Below are 20843 nucleotides of genomic sequence, written 5' to 3' on the forward strand. Positions count from 1 at the left end.
TCTGTCTGTACATTGTCAATATTTTTCTAAATAAATGACACTTTATAGATGTAGGCGATAAACACAAAGGACAGATAAATGACCACTAACACGCGAGTTTCAGTCAGACTTGATATTGATAGTTATGAATGGGTTACAGAGCTTTCTGAAACCACTGGGGAATCTGTTAGCACAGTTCTGAGAACGGCTATCAGAGAAGCCCGATTAAATACTAAGAAAACCTTAAGGAATAACAAAAATGTTTAACTTTTTCACCCACTCACCTAACTGGTTATTACAGAACTACCAAGAACAACCTAAACGTCCAAAATCACTCAAGGAAACCATCGAGGAACTAAACCAAAATCAGAAGAAAATGGCTGATACTATCATCAAGCTGAATACCGCGATCGATAAGCAAAACGAAGTAACTAATAAACTACTACAGTGGCTACAGAACGTACCCAGTAAACCCTAGAAAACCAATGATGAAACAAATAGCCCTCTGGACATCCAGAGGGTTTTTAGTTGGCATTAGGATAATGTGTTTTCCTAGAACCCTATTTAGTCTTTGACTACAGCAGGAAATATACAATAGTTTGAGTTATTTAAGATGACTAAAAAAACTTTTATCTGATAGGTATATTCGGTAACTCTGGGCGGTTAACCATATGCCCGTAAGTTTGCATAACCATCCGGGTGTCTTTATGCCCTAGTAAGTATGCCACCCCAGTAACCGGAGTGCCTTGGTCTATGGCATGACTAGCAGTCGTGTGCCGAGTTGTATAAGGTCTTCGGTAATCTACACCGACTTTAGTTAGTACCTTAACCCAGTATCTCTCTCGGAAGTTACCATCATCTATAGGTTTTCCTTTAACCGTAGTAAATACTAAGGAATCTTGCTCAGGTTTAGGAGGTTTGATCGACCACAACAGTAACCGTAGCTCATCAGTCATTCCCAGATGTCTGCTACCGCCTGTTTTAGTCTCCTTTCTAACCCTCTGATACCCGTTACCGGCCCAGTCTCTAGAAAGACTTTCTTGGATGGTTACAAACCCCTGGTCGAAGTCTACATGACACCAACGTAACCCAATAGCTTCAGATGTCCTAACACCTGTAGCCAGTAAAAACTTAACAAAGGGCGCGTAGTGCGTGGCTAACTCTTCAAAGCCCCGGATAATCACTTTAATCTCTGTGGAAGTAAAGGGTTTGATTGACTTCACGTAAACCCTGTGGTTTTTTAGCTCGTCATAGGGGTTAATATTTACCAGGGTTTTTGATATAGCCCAGCGATAGCATCTTTTCAAATAACCCAAGCGTTGATTAAAAGTTGCGGGGGCTAAGTTGGATTGGCTCAACCACAGCGTATCCATCAAATATGGGTTAGCTTTTATAATCTGCTGCCTAATAGCCTTGTAGTGATGTTGTCTGGTAGCTACTGAAAGATTAAGGCTGTCTACCCAATAATCCCACAGTTCTAACAACGTTTGAGGTTTTGAGGTTTGGCTACCGGATTGTATAGGTTGCTGCTTTGGAGTTAGCCTATATCGGTCTAGTGTTGGGTCAAAGTTCTTAGCCAGGATGTCATTTTGTATTTGGCTAGCGATCGCCTGCGCCGTCTTGAAGTCCCTGTGGTTAGTAAACTGACCCCCCGGTATTGGGTTAAATGAGTACCTTTTACCCCCTACGGAGAACTTTAGCTGAATAGAACCATTATTATTAACTGGCTTGATTTCCCTCACTGTCCTAACCCCGTCTTAAAGGTTGTGCTAGGACTCGCTAGGGTGTTTACAGGTAAGGCTTCTGGGCTTCTAGGCTACACCCTTGGTAAGGGTGAGGTCACGAGTTCAATCCTCGTCACGGGCTTTTTAAATTTACAAAACAATCAACGAACAGTTAAGGGTTTCAGGTTTTCAGAGGGATTTAAAGCTGAGAAAACTGAGTCCCTTAGTTGATGTTTTGACATAATTTGGCTATGAATCCAAAATTTGGGGTATCAAGTGGGTATTATGCTAATAGAACTTACATCCCAACTAAAGATGTGGTCGTTTAACCTTCGTCATGGCTTATTAACTGTCCCTCTACTTTTCCATAAGCTTTCTTAACCCAATATCCTCTGGGTGGCTTTTCTACCCCATAAGCCTTACACCATTTTTCTACAGCCTTATCAGACACACCAAAATCTCTACCAATTTGTGCAGTTGGCTTTTCCCAAACTAGTTTTTCTAGTTCTTCTTTAGATGGTCTTTCTACTTTTCTGGTATGAATCCTAGAGTCTGGGTTAACCTTTCTACTTGTTAAATCAACGCCAAACTCCTTGTAGGTTCGCTTAGAGGCTACTTCAGTAAAGTCTGTAAAATCTTCCCACCAGTAAAACGGTGTAGCTGAATTAGGTATCTGGGTAGTTATGTAGCAACCATCAAAGTTAATTGATGGATAAACAACTTTATCTATATCAGGCAGATAAACAGCATAAAAGTCAAAGTCATTTACTTTGTACTTCTTTTGATGAGTTCCATTTTTATCTACCCAAATAGTTTTATTGACTACCCTATTGTCTGCTGCGTATTTAGCTTGTATTTTATAAAATTTATCATCTTTGTAGGCAACGAAATCAAAAGGTAAATGCTCACAAACAAGTGGCGTAAGAATCAAGTATCCTTTAAGCGTTAGATCGGCGATCGCTTTCGTAGCAGCAATATCGCCCTTGTTCTTGGTATGATGCAGCAACAATTAACCCTCAAATGTGCAAATGATTGTATCACTTCACATTGCTTAAGGGTTCATATTGAGTTAAAACGAGCGCGGCAGGGTTCGAACCTGCGACCGATTGCTTAGAAGGCAATTGCTCTATCCACTGAGCTACGCGCCCAAAACAAAATAATGGCTCCCGAAGGAGTCACCTACACTATTATATCGTCTTCACCTACCAAGAAGCAATCAAAAATTGCAGATTTACTACTAGCAAGGCTAAGATGCTAGTCGCTAGTTAGTCAATCTACACCGAAAACGAAACAGATGGGGTACTGGTTTAGATATATTGAGTTGTCAAGGGGTTATTTGCCTGTTAACGCCAACGCCCTCTGGGCGGCTACCTTCGGGAAGGATTTGGCGATCGCTAGGCTCATTTCCACAGTATGCTAGGTAATTTCAGCCTTGGCGATGCTGCCAAATGCCATTATATATTCCATATTAAGAGTGCCCCTGTGAGGAGTTATTTGCTAGTGCCATGTTTATTCTCAAACGGCAGGATGTTGAAATATCAAGCATTCAGCACCCAAAAAAGGATCAGCAGGTGCCGATTCTCAATTATCAAGGGCAGACTTTTCGCTTGATTAGTGTTTTCAAAGCTAGTCAAGAGGAAGAAGCTAGAGCCTTATGGAGAGAATTAACGGATAATCGGGGTAAAGCCTGTGTTTTATTGGAGGAACCGGAACGGTTTAGCGTCTGGGGTAAAATCCGTTTAGAGCAGCTGGATAGTGACACAGGTGGTCATGGCAAAACGGCGATTTTAGTCCAAGCCAGTATTTTGCTGTTGCAAGGTGTTTCTATCGACATTGAAGATTTTTTGGGTGCTCGGCAAGCTGCATTATTTGAAAAAGATATTGCGGAAGTGTTAAAGCAGAAGCAATTTCCTCAAGCATCTTCCTTAGAAGCAGTGAAATATTTGGTATCTACTAATCCGTTACCGACAGCCAAAATACCTGATTGGCAAGAAAATCATGTAGTTATCTTATTACAAGAACTGCATCGATTAGGAAAGGCGTATTTTGGCAACGCTAATTTTACCAAACAAGTGATTTATAAGCTAGAAGATATGCCAGAAGCCGAGCGATCGCTATTTTTCGCTTGGCTAAATCAATCGCCACTAGGTAAACTATGGCAGTAGCATGGAAATTCTTTAACAAAGTTCCTGCCACTGGCACTTGCTTTTGGTGTCCGATTGTGTATTACCTAGTAGACACACTGCTAGACATACAGTCCTTTAACTCAAAATACTGCCAGAGTGCATCTACATAGTCAAGCCCTATGAATAACTCTTACGAGAATTCGTTCCTTTCTAAATCAATTTTCACCACTCAGAACATTGTCTTAGCTAATATTGGCTGGGCCGTACTGGCACTGCTATACTTTTTGTTGTTTAGTGCCAAAGTTCCCGGAGCAGATGGCATAGAAAGCCGGGCCGAGTGGTATGTGATTGGCACAAATATTTTTGAAGCTTTAGCTTATTTGGGTGCCAGTATCTTATGCTTGAGGAACTGGCTAAGTCCGCAAATCGTCAGTGGCCGAAATGTTTGGCTCTTAATTGGCTTAGGTATGCTTTCCTATTTCGTTGGGGGGATAATTTTCGGCTATACCGAAATAATTTTAAAAGATGAACCGGATGTGTCTTTAGGCGATATATTTTTTGTACTTAGTTATCTATTACTTGGCGCAGGCATGATTTTAGCTGTGGCTTCCAGGCGAATCAATCTGGAAAAATGGCAGTGGCTAATTGTGTTAGCAATTGCAATGTTCGGTAGTTTGTTAGCATGGTGGATTTCTATGCAACAGGGAACACCCTCAGAACTGCTAGTCGCTATTTTGAATTGGTTTTACGTAGTTAGCGATGTGGTTTTGTTAATTATTGCTACCACTTTGCTGTTAGCCTTTTGGGGGGGAAGAGTTTCCCAGTCTTGGCGAATGATTGCAGCGGCGGCCTTTTCGCTTTACATTGCAGATATGTGGTTTAAATACGCCCAAAGCCCCAATTATCAAAGTGGGGAAATATTAGAAGTGTTTTGGGTGTTCAGTGGAGTGTTATTTGGCATGGGCGCTGTCTTAGAATATGACGCATCACTAAGACGAACGCGGCGTACCAGTGGACGAAAACGAGCTTAGTAAAGATTTTTGGTATCTACCGTGAGAAAATTAACAGATTCTGACAAGCAAGAAATTCTTAAGTTATATCGAGAGACTGCCGAAACAACCTCAACTTTGGCAGACCGCTATGGTGTGAGTAATTCGACAATTAGTCGCCTGCTCAAAAGCACTTTGCCAGAAGATGAGTATGAATACTTAGTCTCCTTAAAGCGGGCTGCGAGAACTCCTGAGGGGAGGGCGCAGGTAAGTTACGAGCAATTACCGCTGCTGAGTCAACCGGAGCTTGAGATAGAAGTTCCACCCATTGAGAGCCACCCTGTGGAAGTGCCGAAGGTTGAGCTGCAGCCACGTCGGGTAATTCATGTAGAGGAGCAACTTTACTCAGAGGAAACGGCCGAGTCAATCGCTGCTAGTAGACGGGTGCGGCGACGCCCCTCAGCGGCGGAAAAACCCAAACTCCGAGTCACAGAGAAATTAGAAACTCCAGAGCCAAAGCCGCCGGAAATCGTTAGCATCCCTATCCCACCGCTAAAGAATGAACATCCAGGAGCGGCCGTCATCGCGCACATGCTGGGCGAAGATTTGCTAGACGAATCGGATGATTTGGACGATTTAGAAGATGATGATTTAGAAGATGACGACTTTGAGGAAGAAGATTTTGATGACGATGACCTGGATGACCAAAGGCCGTTAGTCACAAAAAGAAGACCAGGTGAAGCATCAGTTCAAGTTTTACCTCTGTCGATAGCCAATTTGCCGAAAACTTGCTATTTGGTGATTGACCGTTCTTCGGAATTAATTACCCGACCTCTCAAGGACTTTGGTGATTTGGGGCAAATTCCCAGCCTGGAAACCCAGCAAAGAACTCTGCCAGTGTTTGATAACCATCGCGTTGCAAAGCGTTTTTCTACGAAGCGCGATCGCGTGATTAAAGTTCCCGATAGTAAAATGCTCCATAAGGCTCGGACTCATCTCCAAGCTAAGGGCATTACACGACTGCTGATTGATGGTCAGGTCTATTCTTTGTCTGCAACGGTTTAGAGGTCATGGAGACACCTGCTGGCTATGGTCTGGTATTGGTGACAACTGGCAACATCCAGGAGGCAGAAACAATTGCAAATGCCCTTGTGGAAGCAAAACTCGCTGCTTGTGTGAGTCTGTTACCAATCCACTCAATTTACAGATGGCAAGGGGAACTGCATAAAGAGCAAGAATGGCAATTATTGATTAAAACTGATTTGGCACAATTTCCTGCAATGGAGGCCAAAATTAAGGAACTGCACACCTATGAAGTGCCAGAAATTATTGCTTTACCAATTGTTGCCAGTTCTAAAGCCTACTTGCAGTGGATTTCTCAGCAAGTTAAAAGTTAAAGAGTGAGGAGTTAGAATTTTCATAACTCCTCACTTTTTCCTCTCAACTAATAACTCTAAGTAAAGCTTTGCGTAAAATCGTGGCGAATTGAGGGTTGAAATTTAAACGCATAGGCGCTTCTCTACGAGACGCTACGCGAACGCCTTCCCGCAGGATAGGGCCGCGAAGGTAAGCACAGAGGGACGCAAAGAATTAATGAAATGTTGTCCTAAGCGTAAACAGCCCTTGCAAAACGCTCTGCCAAGTAGATAATGTCCTGTTTACGGGCAATTTGGTTCATCCATTGTCTGGGAATATTTTCCACGCCGTAGTAAATACCCGCTAACCCACCGGTGACGGCAGCAGTAGTATCTGTATCTCCGCCTAAGTTGACAGCTTTCAGCACTGCTTCAGAATAAGATGAGCTATTTAACAAGCACCATAAGGATGACTCTAAGGTATCAATCACATAGCCACCAGAATTAATCTCTTCCACTGGTACTTTGGCAATTTCACCACTGAAAACTCTGCCAAAATGCGGCTTCTCTAACAAAAACTCCCGCACAGAATAAATTGTTTGGATATCTTGCAATCCTTGTAGATAAGCTGTTTGAAGGTCAGCCCCTTCCAAGAGCGCCACTGCAATACTAATATAAATGCCGCAGGCCATTTGCGATCGCGCATGAGCATGAGTAATCGCCGAAACATCATGCACCCGTGCTAGCAATTCGCCTAAAGTCAAGTTTCTGTGACAATAAGCCATCGGCAAGATTCTCATCAACGAACCATTGCCATTACTATTTTCAACCTTACCGCCCGCCTGATGGGGAACAACTCCCTGTTTCAAGCGCATAATTGCTGTGTGGGTAGTTTGACCAATATCAAAGACATCGCCACGGGGAGTCCAGTAAGCCTCCTTGTACCAGCGCCAGAAGGAATTGGCTATAGCATCCAACGAATACCCTCTACAAAGGCATTCTGCCAAGCAAAAGCTTAAGGAACTGTCATCTGACCAAGTTCCTGGTGGTTGATTCCATGTGCCATAACCTAACATCGTTGTCACTGGAGATTTTACTCGTTCAGCGCGGCTAGTAAACTCCACCGGCACACCCAACGCATCACCGACACATAAACCCATCAAACCAGACAACGTTTTTGCAGCGGTTAGCATTATTCAATCTCCACGATAACTGCTCAAAATTAACTTTATAGATTCTCTCTATAGCTTGTTGCAACAGATGCTACAGCCTACTTTTTCATCCTCTGTAAAAAGCTCGGTAAAAAATTGTTAGTCGGGTATTTTATTTACCATATCCCGACTTAGTTTTAGTTCCAAATATTGTGCCAGTTTTAAAAGCGTCTATTTTTGGAACAAAGAACTTGGATGAAAAGACATTGAATGTAATTATAACAGCTTATTTATTATTCTCATGGATAGTTAACCTCTAAGCGTTATGCATCAATAGCCACATTCATTTAATAAAATCTGGGAAACATTTGGAACATTATCACACGATTTTCGACTTGGAATATACAAGTAAAAAATACAAAATTTGGTAAAAATTATGAAGCGCTTACTCAAGTCTTTCATGACAATTTCTGCATTGTCTTCCTTAATAGTTGCTCCTTTTTTCCTATCAGCTGGTCAAGCTTCTGCTGAAACTAAAAAGGGTACTGATGCTAGCTATATTGGTGCTGGTGTTGCAGCTGGCGTTACCAGCGGCGGACAAGGTATCAACGATGATGCCACATTTGGTGGTAATGTCACAGGTCGCGTGAAATTAGGAACTACGCCATTTTCTGCACGCGGTAATGTCCTCTGGAGTGATAAGACAAGTGCTATTATCCCAGAACTTTCTGTAGATGTGCCCATCGCTAATAGAACTAATGCCTATTTAACTGGTGGTTATTCTTTTGTAGAGAAAGATGGCTCACCAACTCCCATAGGTAACAAAGATTCAGTAGTGGTAGGTGCTGGTGTTGAATCGGAAGTTGCTAACAACTTCCTCGTCTACACTAATGCTAAAGTCGGGCTTGGTGCCTACCAAAATAGCGATACTCCTGCTGTTAGTATCAATGGCGGTATTGGATATCGCTTCAAATAAAAGATTATTGAGTCCTCAGTCAGTTTATACTTTACTTAAGTACTCAGGACTCAGCACTTAAAACTCACTACTCCAAAAAGCTGGTTTTGTTAAGTATTACATCACTGACAAAGCCGGCTTTTGCCGTGGTAAAATTAAAATATTCCTCATTATTCCGGCCGGATTACCGGGGATCAAGTAGCCGAAGGGTGCTGATTCGGTGTCTACGTAATGCTTTATTGAGAATACTATACAAGTCTAATGGTTAAATCTGCTCCTTCCCCTATCGCTAGCCGTAAGCCTTCCAAAGTAGAAGGAATCAAGGAAAATAGTAATTTTCTGCGTGAACCTGTAGCAACTGAAATTCTTCAAGACACTACGCATTTTACCGAAAGTGCGGTGCAGCTTTTGAAGTATCATGGTTCCTATCAGCAGGATAATCGCGACAACCGCACCAAGGGACAGGAAAAAGATTACCAGTTTATGCTGCGGACAAAAAATCCGGGTGGTTTAGTACCGCCGCAGCTGTATCTGGCTTTAGATAAAATAGCTGATGAGTATGGCAACCACACGCTACGAGCAACAACCCGTCAAGGTTTCCAACTGCACGGAATTTTAAAGAAGAATCTTAAATCAGCAATTGCCACCATTGTCAAGAACCTGGGTTCGACTTTGGGAGCTTGCGGCGACATTAACCGCAACGTGATGGCACCACCAGCCCCCTTTAAGAATCGCCCAGAGTATCAGTATGCTTGGGAGTATGCCCAGAATATTGCTGACTTGTTGACAGCACAAACAGGCGCTTATTACGAAATTTGGTTAGATGGGGAAAAAGCAATTAGTGCTGAAGAAGCCCCAGAGGTAAAGGCAGCCCGACAACGCAATGGGAATGGCACAATTATCCATGACAACGAAGAACCGATTTATGGCACGTACTATATGCCCCGCAAGTTTAAAATTTGCGTGACGGTGCCAGGGGATAATTCGATTGATTTGTATTCTCAAGACCTGACGTTGGTAGTGATTACCAATAAGAAGAAGCAATTAGAAGGATTTAATATTTTTGCTGGTGGTGGTTTAGGGCGAACCCACGGTAAAGAAGAAACTTTCGCTAGGTTAGCAGACCCCATCGGTTATGTGGCGAAAGATGACGTTTACGACATTGTGAAAGCGATTGTTGCGACCCAGAGAGATTATGGCGATCGCACTGATCGTCGTCATGCCAGATTAAAATATCTAATCAACGACTGGGGCCTAGATAAATTCCGTGCCCAAGTTGAAGAATATTTCGGTAAATCAATTGAAGCCTTTAAACCACTGCCAGAGTTTAAATATTACGACTTCCTCGGCTGGAATGAGCAAGGTGATGGCAAGCTATTCTTAGGAATTTCCATTGACAATGGTCGAATCAAGGATGAAGGTTCGTTTCAACTGAAAACCGCCTTGCGGGAAATTGTCGAGCAGTTCAACTTGTCCATCCGTCTGACAGCCAACCACAACCTAATTTTTTACGATATCGAACCAGATAGCAAGCAAGCTATTCAAGACATTCTCAGCCGTCACGGTGTAGGAGACGACCCTAGTAAAATCGAACCTTTAGTGCGCTATGCAATGGCTTGTCCGGCTTTGCCCACTTGCGGTTTGGCAATCACGGAATCAGAACGCGCAATACCAGGTATTTTAGAGCGGGTTCGCGCTCTGTTAGATAAAGTTGGTTTACAAAATGAGCATTTTGTGGTAAGGATGACAGGATGCCCCAACGGTTGCGCTCGTCCCTACTTAGCAGAATTGGGCTTTGTCGGTAGCGCCCCAGAATCTTACCAATTATGGTTAGGGGGTTCGCCAAATCAGACTCGACTGGCACAACCTTACACAGAGAAGCTGCACCACAATGATTTAGACAGCTTCCTAGAACCGATTTTTGTCTACTTTAAGAAATCTCGGAAATCGAAGGAAAGCTTTGGTGATTTTTGCGATCGCGTTGGTTTTGATGCCATCCGCGAATTTGCTAGCACTTACGAACCTAACACGGCTAATGGTGCAAACAAATCGCGCCATCGGGTAAATTTGAAAGAAGAGGTTTATGGCAAGTTGAAGGAAGTAGCAGAAAGCCAAGGTAAGCCTATGACTCAGTTAGTGACTGAAGCTCTAGAAGCTTACTTCCAGAATCTTTCGTAAGCCGAATAAATAATTAAACCATGATGGACACAGATGGATTTATCTTTGTCCATCTTTGATTTTATATTCTTGAAATTCTCAAATCTCATGTCTCAACTGCAAAGAATTGCGATCGCACCCTCCCAATTACAACAAGGGCAAATTTTGCTCACTAAAGAACAGCAACATTATTTGGGGCGTGTGTTGCGCTTGCGTGAAAGCGATCGCTTTATTGCAATGGATGGTAAGGGAAAATGGTGGTTAGCGCAGCTAGCAGGGGAACAAGCACAGGTTTTAGAATCGCTTTTAGTAGAAACTGAATTACCTGTATCGATTACGCTGATGGTGGCGTTGCCTAAAGGCAATGGATTTGATGAAGTGGTGCGGTGTTGTACAGAGTTGGGAGTAGCTTGTATTGCACCAGTATTGAGCGATCGCACTTTGCTTCATCCTAGTCCTCAAAAGCTAGAACGCTGGCGGCGCATCGCTGCGGAAGCTGCCGAACAATCAGAGCGCTCATTCGTGCCGACAATTTTAGAGCCTGTTGCTTTTAGCACTGCTGTCACCGCTAATCAGACAAGTCACCGTTACATTTGTGAAGCTCGTGGTGAGTATCCCCATTTAAACAAAGTGCTGAGTAGCATCTCTGACGAGATTGTCATTGCTACTGGCCCAGAGGGAGGATGGACAACACAAGAAATTGAGAATGCGATCGCATCTGGATTTGAACCTGTTTCCCTTGGTCGCCGCATCCTGAGGGCAGTTACAGCCCCAGTAGTAGCATTATCCTTGATTACCGCAAGTTGTGAAGTATAAATGATTTATAGCTCACGCAAAATTAATTTTGCGCGAGACATCACTCCACCGTGTATTTAAAGTGATGATTGAGCAAGTTGCGATCGCCTTTGACCATAAAGATTATCAAACAGCTGCTAAATTACTCAAACAGCTGCAAAAAGAATCACCTGACAATCCTTGGGTGCAATTTTATCTTGGTCGTTTGCATGAAGTATCTGGAAAGCGTCAGGATGCGGAAAAAATTTATCGGCAATTGCTGCGGGATACGACAAATACCAAAATAGTGACGCTAGCACGTCAAAGTTTACAACGACTACAAGAAACGGAGCTTGAAGAAAGACAAAGAGCCATTTCCCAAGCAAAATCTGAACCTAATAACACCGAACTTGGCGTACTAGTCTTAGAACCACTCAGTAACGAGATGAAAACAGAAGCATCTCGCAAATTCGCCCAAATTATGCAGCTAGACCCTTATACTGCAAGGCTATTACTGCCAAGTCGTGGCTGGAGGTTGTACCGCACTGGTCAAGTGGGAGAACTAAAATTTTACGGCAAACAGTTACAGCAGGCTAGTATTTCTTGCTTTTGGGCAACAATACCTCAAATTCAACAAATTCAAGTTTATCAAGTCAAATATTTCCAAGAATCTAGCCCACAAGCTACTGTTGTTTGCCGTAATGACACCAATCAACTCGGTTCTCTCACTTTTGACTGGTCAGAAGTCACAGCAAGAGTAGTGGGAATGTTGCCTATTTTTGAACAAGTTGTAGATGTTGATGCCCGCCGTAAACTGGAATGGAAAACTCAAACACAAGACTATGCCCAGTTTTGTGATTTACACCTACCTGGTAGACGTTGCATTCTCCGATTTGATGATAACGGCTATGAATTTCAGCAAGGTTTAGAAATCATTCCTCAAGCTAGCCAAAATACAATCAGAATTAATTGGAATAGTTTATCGAGTTGGATTGACCAGCAACTACCTCAAGTCAAAATTTGGTCAGATTTCACATCTTTTGCAGATACAACATTAGATCAAACAGAAATGCTGAGTCATATCAAGTCTCACATTCATTTGTTGCGTAGGGAACAGACTAATTGGGACTCAGCTTTTCATTTATATAGTGGACTGGTGTTTGTTAAAGATGCCGATTAGTTATACAAAGAAACTATCTAACCTATGAATACAGTAGCCAATCAAAATCATAATTTCGGCGGTTTGTACGTTCAATCCTCTGAAGGACACAATACTTACCTTCCGGCTTTACTGGTGAAATCGTCTTTGAGTTTAGCGTCAAGAAAGGTCGGGTAGAAGGGGTAGTTTTAGATGATAAAGCCTCGACTCTAAAAGATGCAGTTGTAGTGGAGAAAATTAAGCGATCGCTCCTACTTTGGAGAGTTCCCCCATCTACAGCTGGTAAACTTGTCCTAATCTTGCGTATTTACACTTAACTCATGAATACTATAGAGATATAAAAGAGACGCGAAATTTCGCGCCTCTAAGAATTAACCAGGGGTTTTAACCTGACGTGCCATGTCTAGGTAAACACTCATATTTGCCCCTGGACGACGACGACCATTAGAGCTAGTAGCCGAAGGAGCGAGATATTTAGGCGCAAAGGTAGTTTCAGTTGGCTGCTCTTTGATTACTTTGGCTGCTGCGGCTTTTGCATTTTTCCCAGGTTCAACTTTCAGACCCTCAGCAGTCTGGACTAGCGTAACATCGGCTGGTTTGGGATTTTTAGCTGATTTTGCTTTAGCCTTAGTTGCGGCGGTTTTTGTTCCGTTCAATGAAGCCGGCTTGGATGCTTCTGGCGCTTCTGATACAACTGTCTCTGTTACTTTTTTAGCATTCGATACAACTGTCTCTGCTACTTTCTTAGCGTTCGATGCTACTTCTTTAGCAGCATCTTTAGCAGCATCTTTGGCTTCGTCCAATTCCAAAAAGTAGCCGTTGCTTTTCTTCTTGCCTGGTAACAGTCCGGTAATGAAACCCAGAATACCCGAAATTAACTTTTTGATAAAATCCATTACAATTACTCCTGCCTTTTATATTTGGAACTCGACCGTAATCGTTAAAAATTACGATATAATGTTACGTTTTCTGCTTTGCGTCACCTGTTCTGGTGACAACCCTTATAGGCTTGTAGCTTAATCAACATTGTAGTAAAACTATAGGGCAAATGTTCTTTTGCAAGCACTTGCAACCTGTATACACCGAGAACTAATTATTAAATTTTACTGTAACTAAGAGCAAGATTCTGAAAGCCGGCTTTACAAAATTTAACATTTCTTTGTTTGGAAATTACTGCTTAGAGAAAAGCAAGCGGTTTACTTTCAACCAGTAGGAGGAGTGTCATAGCCTATTGGCAGATCATGAGATTAATTAGTTAAATTTTATACGTACTAGCTTTGGAAGCATTTCGGTTTTGCAAAGATATCTTTATAAAGAATCCGAAAAAGAATAGCTTCAGTTTGTAGAGCAGTATGTACCTACAAACGTGAAATACACCCCCTAATTCAGCTAGATTTTGTAAATGAACATTGAAAATCAACAACGCAATCCCGTTTTGTTAATACACGGGATTGACGATACAGAGGCAGTTTTCCATAAAATGGCGGCTCAGTTAAGACTACAGGGATGGTCTGTATATTCCCTGGATCTCGTACCTAATAATGGTAGTGTGGGTCTTGATGAGTTGGCAAAGCAAGTAGCAGATTATGTTACAGCCACATTTGCGCCAGAACAACGGCTAGATTTAGTAGGCTTCAGCATGGGAGGAATTGTCAGCCGTTACTATGTCCAGCGACTGGGAGGAATTAACCGCGTTCAGCGGTTTATCACGATCTCTTCCCCTCATCATGGAACCGTGGTTGCTTATGGTTCCTTGCGTCCTGGTTGCATACAAATGCGCCCTGACAGTATTTTTCTCAAAGATTTAAATTCTGATGCTGTAATATTGGGGCAGCTAGATTTTACATCTATATGGACACCTTATGATTTGATGATTGTCCCAGCAAATAGTTCACAAATGCCCGTAGGAAGCGAAGTCATAGTACCAGTTGCTTTACACCCTTGGATGCTGACAGACTCTAGAAGTTTAGCAGTAGTGAAAGCAGCTTTAGCAAAGGGTATTAAGCTACCCTTGCTGAATAAAAATCCAGTCAGTAGCTAGAATGCTTGCCATACTGGATTTATTCATCTTTCAATTACGAATTACGTAGCTTGCTTCTCGTCGGAGGCGAGTATTAAGAATTACGAATTTCTTAAATCCTATCCCCAATTTGTGTATGTTCGTAACTCCCAAAAATCGCCTCTGGGTAACGATAATACTTGAACTCCATTAGGTTAAAAAAGGGATCTTCTAAAAAGAAAGTGCGATGCTCAAGAGGAGAACCAACAAAGCGATTTTTGGTTTCTTCACGAAAAAGTAGCTGTTGTTGTTGTGCTCTTTTTAGTAAGTCTTGCCAGTCACTTTCTTGCGTAAAAATTAGCCCAAAGTGTCTGGGATAGATAGTTTTTTGTGGTGTCAAGGGTTCTTTGGTGATGTGAGCCACTAGTTGATGCCCGTAGAGATTAAGAATCAGGGCATGATGGTTTTCACGACCAGGAATGCAGCCCAAGCCATCCACGTAATATGCTTTTGTTTGGGCAATGTCAGTCACAGGGAAAGCAAGATGGAATAAGGTTTGGCTCATAGCTTGTGTGGAAAAGACTAGTAGTTCATGGTATCTACAATTTATGCTGTTAAGTCTTGATTGTGGTTAACTTGAACACAGTTTTAATTGACATTAACTTATATTGTTTATCCTTATGGCTAAGATTGGTGACTGAGTACCACTTCAGGTGTTACACCCTGCGGCTATACTAATTTAGGTTTGTATTGCCAGACGCTTAGGAACGTAAGATTTAATAACTTACGACTTTCATCGGGTGTGTTGGAAACTTAACGCATCCGATGAAAGTGCTTTGGATGCGTTACGCACTTGAAGAGTCCACCCAAATAAGTGAAAAGCTTTGCATTTTGTTTAATCCACGTTCTTTAGTCAAGATTGCAGTGTATATCTAAAACATTGTTTGTAGTTTTACATTCAGCTTTCAGGGCGATGCCTACGCTATTGAGTTTAACAATACAAACATATTACTTTAGGTGGAGAGGTTTCATAAATTAAGCTTTAAGCATGACAAATTCGTTATTCTGTTGATATTCAAACAAAATTACTCATGATTAATTGCTGATGTCATCCTTAATTAATTCTGTGAATCCCTGGTTGGTGGGGGTAGTATTAAACACAATTCTATTGGGTTTAGCTTGGATTACTCCGAAAAAGCTGCTTACCCCTGCTGGATTATTCCACGCTTGGTTTTTGGCCATCCTAATTTGGGTAACTCTAGGCTGGCAAGGATATGCAGTCGTAATGTTCTATTTTCTGGTTGGTTCTGGCGTTACCCGCATCGGTATGGCCCAGAAGGAGGCAGAAGGAATTGCCGAAAAGCGTTCGGGGGCAAGAGGGCCAGAAAATGTTTGGGGTTCGGCTTTGACTGGGGCACTGTGTGCCTTGGGAGTAGGGATAATCAATTCGGGATTTGTTGTACTTAGTCCCCAATTTATAGCCCTTAATCCCCAGTCCCTATTATTGTTAGGCTATGTAGCGAGTTTTAGTACCAAGCTGGCTGACACCACTGCTAGTGAAGTTGGTAAAGCATATGGTAAAAGCACCTTTTTAATTACCACACTCCAACCAGTGCCTCGTGGTACAGAAGGAGCGGTAAGCTTGGAAGGAACTTTAGCTGGTATTGTGGCTTCTGTAGCGATCGCATTTGTTGGTTGGGGAGTTGGTTTAATTGACCTATTGGGAGTAGCTTGGTGTGTGCTGGCTGCATTTATTGCCACTAATTTAGAAAGTGTGATTGGGGCAACACTGCAATCTAAGTATACTTGGCTGACTAATGAAGTAGTAAATATTTTTAATACATTAATCGGTGCGATCGCAGCTGTGTTACTTGCCTGGACATGGATAAGTTTCATTAAGTAGAACGGTGAGAATAAATAATTACTCGTTTAGGTGGGGCATTGGGTAACCAGCAAGGTCTTCTCCAAAAGTAAGAGTCTAGGGCCAAGGGGTTTCCCCGATGATTGGCTGGCCTCATTGGGCATTGAGAGAAAATAAGCAATCTGCCTTACGACTACACTAACGCTGATATTTTCAATCCTGTTTTGTCCCCGCTAGACTGTAAAACTGATCATGGGAAATTATTGTATTTACTAGCTATATAATTTTTTGACCATTTAGATGTAATTAGTTCATGGAATCTTTATCATATTTATTCATCAACGACCAGATGATTTTTATATGATTTACTTTAAAAGTCCTATAAGTGTTTAACCATTTTCACATAATTATTTCATGGAATCTTTATCATTTTTGACAATTAATGACCAAATAATTTCTATTGAGGAAGCAGTAAAGTACTTGCAGTCCTCTGGAAAATTGGGGCAGTTCATTGGGGATATTCTTCGCCAGTATGTAATTGAGGAAGAAATCCGAACACGAGACGATGTTGAGATTGGTACAGCAATAACTGAACAGGCAATTATTGACTTTAGGCTGAAAAATCAACTGACTGACCCCCAAAGCTTTCAAGAATGGTTAAAGACCAATAACACAGATTACGCTACCTTTCACACATCGGTTACTTTTGGTTACAAGTTAGAAAAGCTGAAAGCTGTAGTAACCCAACCAAAACTCCAAGAATATTTTATTGAACGCAAAATTTTCTTGGATCGGGTAGTACTTTCTCGGATTGTTGTTGATAATCGAGAATTGGCAGACGAACTACAAACCCAAATTGAAGAAGGAGGTAGTTTTGAGCAACTAGCTAAAGAGTATTCACTTTCAGATGACCGAATTGTGAACGGCATGATGGGAATAGTCAGCCGAGGAAGTATGCCAGATATATTACGGGCAGCTATTGATGTGGCAAGTCCTGGGCAATTGGTAGGACCAATACAAATCGTTGGCAAAGACTCTCCCCAAGGAGAAGTACCTTATGGTTTGTTTCGAGTAGAACAATTTTTGCCAGCGTCTTTAGAAGATACTCAACTGAAGCAAGCACTACAAAATGAGTTGTTTGAGAAATGGCTAGCAGAGAAAATTCAAAAACTGACAGTCAAATTACAAGTGAGTTAAATATTCTGGATAATGAATCTTTACGATTAAAAGTGCTAGCTTCTTTGCCTTGGAATCAGCCACCGTTATGCTGGCTGACTCCCGAACAACAATCCCGATTGGAAAAGGAGTGCCAAACTCGTCAGTATCGTCTTGGAGAAAAAATCTGGTCAAACGATGTCGGCGGTTACCAATTCTTAATTGTGGCTGGGAAAGTTCGCTTACGAGAAGAGGGCGTTGGTAAACCTTTAGCCGCCCTAGATGCGGGGGATTGGTTTGGTGACTTACAAAAGCTGTCTGCGGATTTTAAAGCTGTAGCTGCTAGTAAAGAAGTAGTAGTAGTGTGTTGGAATACAGCGCTGTGGGCAGAGTTTTCTAACCCACAAATTCAGGAGTTCTGGCAAGTGTTACCAGTAAATATCGAGGGAGAAAGGGAGACATTTTCCTTCTCTTCGACTCCTTCACTAGCGCCAGCCTCAGAGGGAACTTCCAGCCCCCACAGCCTCCAACCCCAAAGAGGACTCCCAGCAGCAAATCTAATCATCTCAAATTATCCGTTTGTTGCCAGTTGGAACACCGCTGCTGCCTGTTTAACAATGGTGGCGCAACAGTTAGAAAATTCTGTGCAACTTGAATGGGTGCAGCGCCAACTCAGAGGACAACGCCCAAAACAGGTTGTGGAAGCAGGAGAAAAGTTAGGGTTAGTATTGCGGCGGTTACAAGTGAGTTGGGGTGAGTTGCGACAGTTGTCATTTCCAGCTTTACTGCTGTGGAATTCTGACTCACCCCAGAGTCCATCCTGGGTAGTGGCCTATGGAATGAAGGGCGATCGCCTCATTATCGCTAACCCTCTAAATCCCGAACGGACTTGTGAAACCTTATCGCAGTCCATAGTTGAAGCGTCTTGGGATGGAAGATTGTGGCAAGTAGAACTCATATCCCAGCAAGAAAAATTTAACCTTAGTTGGTTCACCCCAGCAGTTTGGAAGTATAAGGGATTGCTAACAGAAGTATTGTTAGCATCTTTTACCTTGCAGCTTTTGGGGTTAACAACACCACTAATTACGCAAGTCGTCATTGATAAAGTAATGGTGCAGGAGAGTTTGCCGACTCTCGATGTGATGGCGATCGCACTTCTTTTCGTTGCCATATTTGAGTCCATACTTGGCATTCTGCGCCTATTCATCTTTACCCATACAGCCCGTCGTCTGGATTTGAGCTTATCAGCACAGCTATTTCGCCATCTGATGCGTCTGCCATTAGCTTATTTTGAGTCGCGGCGCGTCGGAGACACAGTAGCACGAGTCCAGGAACTCGAACAAATACGTCAGTTTCTCACAGGTACAGCATTAACTGTGATTCTGGATAGCATCTTTGCTGTGGTGTACCTAGCATTGATGTTTTATTATAATATCCCACTCACCTTTGTGGCCTTAGCAGTACTACCGCTGTTTGCCACATTGACGATAGTTGCAACACCAATTCTGCGTAACTGGCTCAACGAAACCTTTAACCGGAGTGCCGATAGTCAATCGTTTCTAGTAGAGACAATCACAGGGATTCACTCCGTTAAAGCCCATGCAGCCGAACCAGTAGCCCGCGATCGCTGGGAAGGCTTGTTTGCTCGCTTCATTCGCACAGGTTTTAAAGCTTCTACTACCTCCAATATCAGCAGCAATATAGGTGACTTTCTCACCAATTTTTCCACCATGCTGATTCTCTGGTTTGGTGCCAAGTTAGTCATTGAACAAAAGCTTACAGTTGGACAGCTAGTTGCATTTCAAATGCTGTCTGGTAGAGTCACAGGCCCACTTTTACGCTTAGTACAGTTGTGGCAAACCCTCCAACAAGTGCTACTTTCTGTAGATCGCATTGGTGATATTCTCAACGTCTCTCCAGAAGCTGAACTGGGAACTGGTCTAGTTTTACCACCCCTGAAAGGTCAAGTCACCTTCGAGCAAGTCTTTTTCCGCTACCGCCCGAACTTTGAAGCAATTCTACGGGGAATCTCTTTCAATGCCGAACCAGGGCAATTTGTTGGCATTGTCGGACGCAGCGGTTCTGGTAAAAGTACCCTGTCTAAGCTATTGCAACGCCTCTATCAAATTGAATCAGGACGCATCCTTATTGATGGTTTTGATATAAAAAGTGCAGATTTAGCCTCACTCCGGCAACAAATTAGTGTAGTTCTCCAAGAAGACTTTTTATTCAACGGTTCTATTTTGGAAAATATTACTCTCGGTAATCCCGACATTACCGCAGAGCAAGTAGTAGAGGCGGCAAGATTAGCAGTAGCACATGACTTCATCAGTCAATTACCCTACGGTTACGAAACCAATGTTGGTGAACGCGGTACAGCTTTATCTGGCGGACAGAGACAACGTATTGCCCTCGCCAGGCTATTTCTTTCCCAAGCGCCGATTTTAGTTTTGGATGAAGCTACCAGTGCTTTGGATAGTGAAACTGAACAGCAAGTACTGCAAAACCTACAAAAAATTTCCGCCAACCGTACCGTGTTCCTGATTGCTCACCGCTTTGCTCCCCTCAAACGTGCTGACTTGATTTTGGTATTGGAGCAAGGCGTGATTGCCGAACGTGGTACTCACTCACAGTTGTTGCAACAAAAAGGTTTGTATTGGTCACTATATCAGCGGCAGCAAGCAAACATTTAGTAGATGTAATAGCTAAAAGCTTTCTGATATTTTTGATGATACTAATAATTACTCTGGCTTTAATTTGAGTGGTGTAAATAGTTTTAGAGCCAGCGATCGCAGTAGTTACACTGCTGGAGTAATCAACACTTTCGCCGGCAATAATTACACGTATGACTATGTTGCCAAGAGCCAATAACGCAACAAAAACGCTACTCAAGCGATGTCTCCAGCAACCTCAAAGACGATCGCTGCGGCGGCTGATCAAGCCAGACCTGATAGTTCAAAATACCTCAGCAGCACAATATCCGTTGGTAGAACCCTTCAACTGAGCTATCAGGTGAAGGCTCCTGGAGCATACGAAGACTATTTTGGTATCGGCATCTACTCGACATATCCTGGTAATAAATATGAATTTCTTCCAGGCACTTCTATGGCGGCTCATCACTTTGCGGGTGTAGTTGCGCTGATGTTCAGTGCTAACAAAACTCTGACTGATGCTCAAGTGCGTCAGATAGTCACAACGACAGCAGGAAATAGCTTGGCATAGAACAATCCTCAAGTGTGGTTTCTGAAAAGTAAAATATTTGATTTGCTCTCCACCGAGAGGTTCAGATCCCCGACTTATTCAACAAATTGGGGATCTTTTTGTTCGTAACTCATTTAGGATTGCTATACATAGCACAATTGATTTTTTATTCCATCAATTTATACTTATATTATTACAAATTTAAGATTGATTGTATCAATTAACTTATTAACAATAATTCCACTATTGATTATGCTT

The 20843-nt window shown here is 42.4% G+C and carries 21 protein-coding genes, 1 tRNA gene and 1 pseudogene; 17 read left to right on the forward strand and 6 right to left on the reverse strand.

The window, feature by feature from the left end; all coding sequences use genetic code 11:
• Positions 1–78 precede the first annotated feature (78 nt).
• Both F8R90_RS03795 and F8R90_RS03800 read left to right on the forward strand, forming a co-directional pair.
• Positions 79–246 carry a ribbon-helix-helix protein, CopG family gene (locus F8R90_RS03795; RefSeq protein ID WP_196509630.1) on the forward strand — a complete coding sequence of 56 codons (168 nt, stop codon included), beginning with the start codon at positions 79–81 and terminating at the stop codon, positions 244–246.
• Positions 239–457, forward strand: coding sequence for a hypothetical protein (locus F8R90_RS03800; RefSeq protein ID WP_196509631.1), 219 nt, complete (start codon positions 239–241; stop codon positions 455–457). Before F8R90_RS03795 ends, F8R90_RS03800 begins: the two co-directional genes overlap by 8 nt.
• Before the next feature lie 151 nt (positions 458–608).
• On the opposite strand, the gene F8R90_RS03805 is transcribed toward F8R90_RS03800, so the two are convergent.
• The 3 genes from F8R90_RS03805 to F8R90_RS03815 form a co-directional block, all read right to left on the reverse strand.
• A complete protein-coding gene (locus tag F8R90_RS03805) occupies positions 609–1721 on the reverse strand; it encodes a tyrosine-type recombinase/integrase (RefSeq protein WP_196509632.1) in 1113 nt (370 codons plus the stop codon).
• A gap of 307 nt (positions 1722–2028) precedes the next feature.
• A complete protein-coding gene (locus F8R90_RS03810; RefSeq protein WP_196509633.1) occupies positions 2029–2709 on the reverse strand; it encodes a group I intron-associated PD-(D/E)XK endonuclease in 681 nt (226 codons plus the stop codon).
• A 69-nt stretch (positions 2710–2778) separates the two neighbouring features.
• A tRNA-Arg gene (locus F8R90_RS03815) sits at positions 2779–2851 on the reverse strand.
• A 146-nt stretch (positions 2852–2997) separates the two neighbouring features.
• Here F8R90_RS03815 and F8R90_RS33330 point away from each other — a divergent pair.
• The 5 genes from F8R90_RS33330 (at position 2998) to cutA (ending at position 6215) form a co-directional block, all read left to right on the forward strand.
• Positions 2998–3123 (forward strand): hypothetical protein, encoded by a 126-nt coding sequence (locus F8R90_RS33330; protein ID WP_269141723.1) that lies wholly within the window; start codon positions 2998–3000, stop codon positions 3121–3123.
• Between the two features lie 85 nt (positions 3124–3208).
• Positions 3209–3868, forward strand: coding sequence for an Npun_F0813 family protein (locus tag F8R90_RS03820; protein WP_190892674.1), 660 nt, complete (start codon positions 3209–3211; stop codon positions 3866–3868).
• A gap of 140 nt (positions 3869–4008) precedes the next feature.
• Positions 4009–4860, forward strand: a complete 852-nt coding sequence (locus F8R90_RS03825) for a hypothetical protein (protein WP_196509634.1) — start codon at positions 4009–4011, stop codon at positions 4858–4860.
• A gap of 21 nt (positions 4861–4881) precedes the next feature.
• Positions 4882–5883 (forward strand): transposase, encoded by a 1002-nt coding sequence (locus tag F8R90_RS03830; RefSeq protein ID WP_196509635.1) that lies wholly within the window; start codon positions 4882–4884, stop codon positions 5881–5883.
• A 5-nt stretch (positions 5884–5888) separates the two neighbouring features.
• The gene (gene cutA, locus F8R90_RS03835) at positions 5889–6215 is read left to right on the forward strand and encodes a divalent-cation tolerance protein CutA (RefSeq protein ID WP_196509636.1); all 327 of its coding nucleotides are present in this window, start codon (positions 5889–5891) and stop codon (positions 6213–6215) included.
• Positions 6216–6424: 209 nt separating this feature from the next.
• Here cutA and F8R90_RS03840 read toward each other — a convergent pair whose 3' ends face one another.
• On the reverse strand, positions 6425–7366 hold the full coding sequence (locus tag F8R90_RS03840) for an ADP-ribosylglycohydrolase family protein (RefSeq protein WP_196509637.1): 942 nt from the start codon (positions 7364–7366) through the stop codon (positions 6425–6427).
• Between the two features lie 394 nt (positions 7367–7760).
• Here F8R90_RS03840 and F8R90_RS03845 point away from each other — a divergent pair, with 394 nt between their 5' ends.
• From F8R90_RS03845 to F8R90_RS33775, 5 genes and pseudogenes are all read left to right on the forward strand, one after another.
• The gene (locus F8R90_RS03845) at positions 7761–8300 is read left to right on the forward strand and encodes a hypothetical protein (protein WP_196509638.1); all 540 of its coding nucleotides are present in this window, start codon (positions 7761–7763) and stop codon (positions 8298–8300) included.
• A 240-nt stretch (positions 8301–8540) separates the two neighbouring features.
• Positions 8541–10457, forward strand: coding sequence for a sulfite reductase, ferredoxin dependent (gene sir, locus F8R90_RS03850; RefSeq protein ID WP_196509639.1), 1917 nt, complete (start codon positions 8541–8543; stop codon positions 10455–10457).
• A gap of 87 nt (positions 10458–10544) precedes the next feature.
• On the forward strand, positions 10545–11252 hold the full coding sequence (locus F8R90_RS03855) for a 16S rRNA (uracil(1498)-N(3))-methyltransferase (RefSeq protein WP_196509640.1): 708 nt from the start codon (positions 10545–10547) through the stop codon (positions 11250–11252).
• A 64-nt stretch (positions 11253–11316) separates the two neighbouring features.
• The gene (locus tag F8R90_RS03860) at positions 11317–12390 is read left to right on the forward strand and encodes a tetratricopeptide repeat protein (RefSeq protein WP_196509659.1); all 1074 of its coding nucleotides are present in this window, start codon (positions 11317–11319) and stop codon (positions 12388–12390) included.
• Positions 12391–12491: 101 nt separating this feature from the next.
• Positions 12492–12686, forward strand: a pseudogene (locus F8R90_RS33775) (after-VIT domain-containing protein); the annotation flags it as partial.
• A 54-nt stretch (positions 12687–12740) separates the two neighbouring features.
• Here F8R90_RS33775 and F8R90_RS03870 read toward each other — a convergent pair.
• Positions 12741–13265, reverse strand: coding sequence for a hypothetical protein (locus F8R90_RS03870; RefSeq protein WP_196509641.1), 525 nt, complete (start codon positions 13263–13265; stop codon positions 12741–12743).
• 506 nt (positions 13266–13771) lie between these two features.
• Between F8R90_RS03870 and F8R90_RS03875 the strand changes: the two genes are divergently transcribed.
• On the forward strand, positions 13772–14410 hold the full coding sequence (locus F8R90_RS03875) for an esterase/lipase family protein (RefSeq protein WP_190892647.1): 639 nt from the start codon (positions 13772–13774) through the stop codon (positions 14408–14410).
• 91 nt (positions 14411–14501) lie between these two features.
• Here the strand turns inward: F8R90_RS03875 and F8R90_RS03880 are convergent, their stop codons facing one another.
• A complete protein-coding gene (locus F8R90_RS03880) occupies positions 14502–14933 on the reverse strand; it encodes a VOC family protein (RefSeq protein WP_196509642.1) in 432 nt (143 codons plus the stop codon).
• 540 nt (positions 14934–15473) lie between these two features.
• Between F8R90_RS03880 and F8R90_RS03885 the strand changes: the two genes are divergently transcribed.
• From F8R90_RS03885 to F8R90_RS03900, 4 genes are all read left to right on the forward strand, one after another.
• Positions 15474–16271: a TIGR00297 family protein gene (locus F8R90_RS03885; protein ID WP_196509643.1), complete on the forward strand. Its 798-nt coding sequence runs from the start codon at positions 15474–15476 to the stop codon at positions 16269–16271.
• Positions 16272–16643: 372 nt separating this feature from the next.
• Positions 16644–17426: a peptidylprolyl isomerase gene (locus F8R90_RS03890; RefSeq protein ID WP_196509644.1), complete on the forward strand. Its 783-nt coding sequence runs from the start codon at positions 16644–16646 to the stop codon at positions 17424–17426.
• On the forward strand, positions 17375–20077 hold the full coding sequence (locus F8R90_RS03895; protein WP_196509645.1) for a type I secretion system permease/ATPase: 2703 nt from the start codon (positions 17375–17377) through the stop codon (positions 20075–20077). Before F8R90_RS03890 ends, F8R90_RS03895 begins: the two co-directional genes overlap by 52 nt.
• A 202-nt stretch (positions 20078–20279) precedes the next feature.
• Positions 20280–20606, forward strand: coding sequence for a S8 family serine peptidase (locus F8R90_RS03900; RefSeq protein ID WP_196509646.1), 327 nt, complete (start codon positions 20280–20282; stop codon positions 20604–20606).
• Positions 20607–20843: the final 237 nt, after the last annotated feature.

This window comes from Nostoc sp. NZL, assembly GCF_015714705.1.
GTDB classification, from domain to species: domain Bacteria; phylum Cyanobacteriota; class Cyanobacteriia; order Cyanobacteriales; family Nostocaceae; genus Nostoc; species Nostoc foliaceum_A.

Excerpts from the sequence above, each read along its gene's own strand:
- F8R90_RS03795 (WP_196509630.1), top strand. The coding sequence starts at position 79 with ATGACCACTAACACGCGAGTTTCAGTCAGACTTGATATTGATAGTTAT.
- F8R90_RS03800 (WP_196509631.1), top strand. The coding sequence starts at position 239 with ATGTTTAACTTTTTCACCCACTCACCTAACTGGTTATTACAGAACTAC.
- F8R90_RS33330 (WP_269141723.1), top strand. The coding sequence starts at position 2,998 with ATGGGGTACTGGTTTAGATATATTGAGTTGTCAAGGGGTTATTTGCCT.
- F8R90_RS03820 (WP_190892674.1), top strand. The coding sequence starts at position 3,209 with ATGTTTATTCTCAAACGGCAGGATGTTGAAATATCAAGCATTCAGCAC.
- F8R90_RS03825 (WP_196509634.1), top strand. The coding sequence starts at position 4,009 with ATGAATAACTCTTACGAGAATTCGTTCCTTTCTAAATCAATTTTCACC.
- cutA (WP_196509636.1), top strand. The coding sequence starts at position 5,889 with ATGGAGACACCTGCTGGCTATGGTCTGGTATTGGTGACAACTGGCAAC.
- F8R90_RS03840 (WP_196509637.1), bottom strand. The coding sequence starts at position 7,366 with ATGCTAACCGCTGCAAAAACGTTGTCTGGTTTGATGGGTTTATGTGTC.
- F8R90_RS03845 (WP_196509638.1), top strand. The coding sequence starts at position 7,761 with ATGAAGCGCTTACTCAAGTCTTTCATGACAATTTCTGCATTGTCTTCC.
- sir (WP_196509639.1), top strand. The coding sequence starts at position 8,541 with ATGGTTAAATCTGCTCCTTCCCCTATCGCTAGCCGTAAGCCTTCCAAA.
- F8R90_RS03855 (WP_196509640.1), top strand. The coding sequence starts at position 10,545 with ATGTCTCAACTGCAAAGAATTGCGATCGCACCCTCCCAATTACAACAA.
- F8R90_RS03860 (WP_196509659.1), top strand. The coding sequence starts at position 11,317 with ATGATTGAGCAAGTTGCGATCGCCTTTGACCATAAAGATTATCAAACA.
- F8R90_RS03870 (WP_196509641.1), bottom strand. The coding sequence starts at position 13,265 with ATGGATTTTATCAAAAAGTTAATTTCGGGTATTCTGGGTTTCATTACC.
- F8R90_RS03875 (WP_190892647.1), top strand. The coding sequence starts at position 13,772 with ATGAACATTGAAAATCAACAACGCAATCCCGTTTTGTTAATACACGGG.
- F8R90_RS03880 (WP_196509642.1), bottom strand. The coding sequence starts at position 14,933 with ATGAGCCAAACCTTATTCCATCTTGCTTTCCCTGTGACTGACATTGCC.
- F8R90_RS03885 (WP_196509643.1), top strand. The coding sequence starts at position 15,474 with ATGTCATCCTTAATTAATTCTGTGAATCCCTGGTTGGTGGGGGTAGTA.
- F8R90_RS03890 (WP_196509644.1), top strand. The coding sequence starts at position 16,644 with ATGGAATCTTTATCATTTTTGACAATTAATGACCAAATAATTTCTATT.
- F8R90_RS03895 (WP_196509645.1), top strand. The coding sequence starts at position 17,375 with ATGGCTAGCAGAGAAAATTCAAAAACTGACAGTCAAATTACAAGTGAG.
- F8R90_RS03900 (WP_196509646.1), top strand. The coding sequence starts at position 20,280 with ATGTCTCCAGCAACCTCAAAGACGATCGCTGCGGCGGCTGATCAAGCC.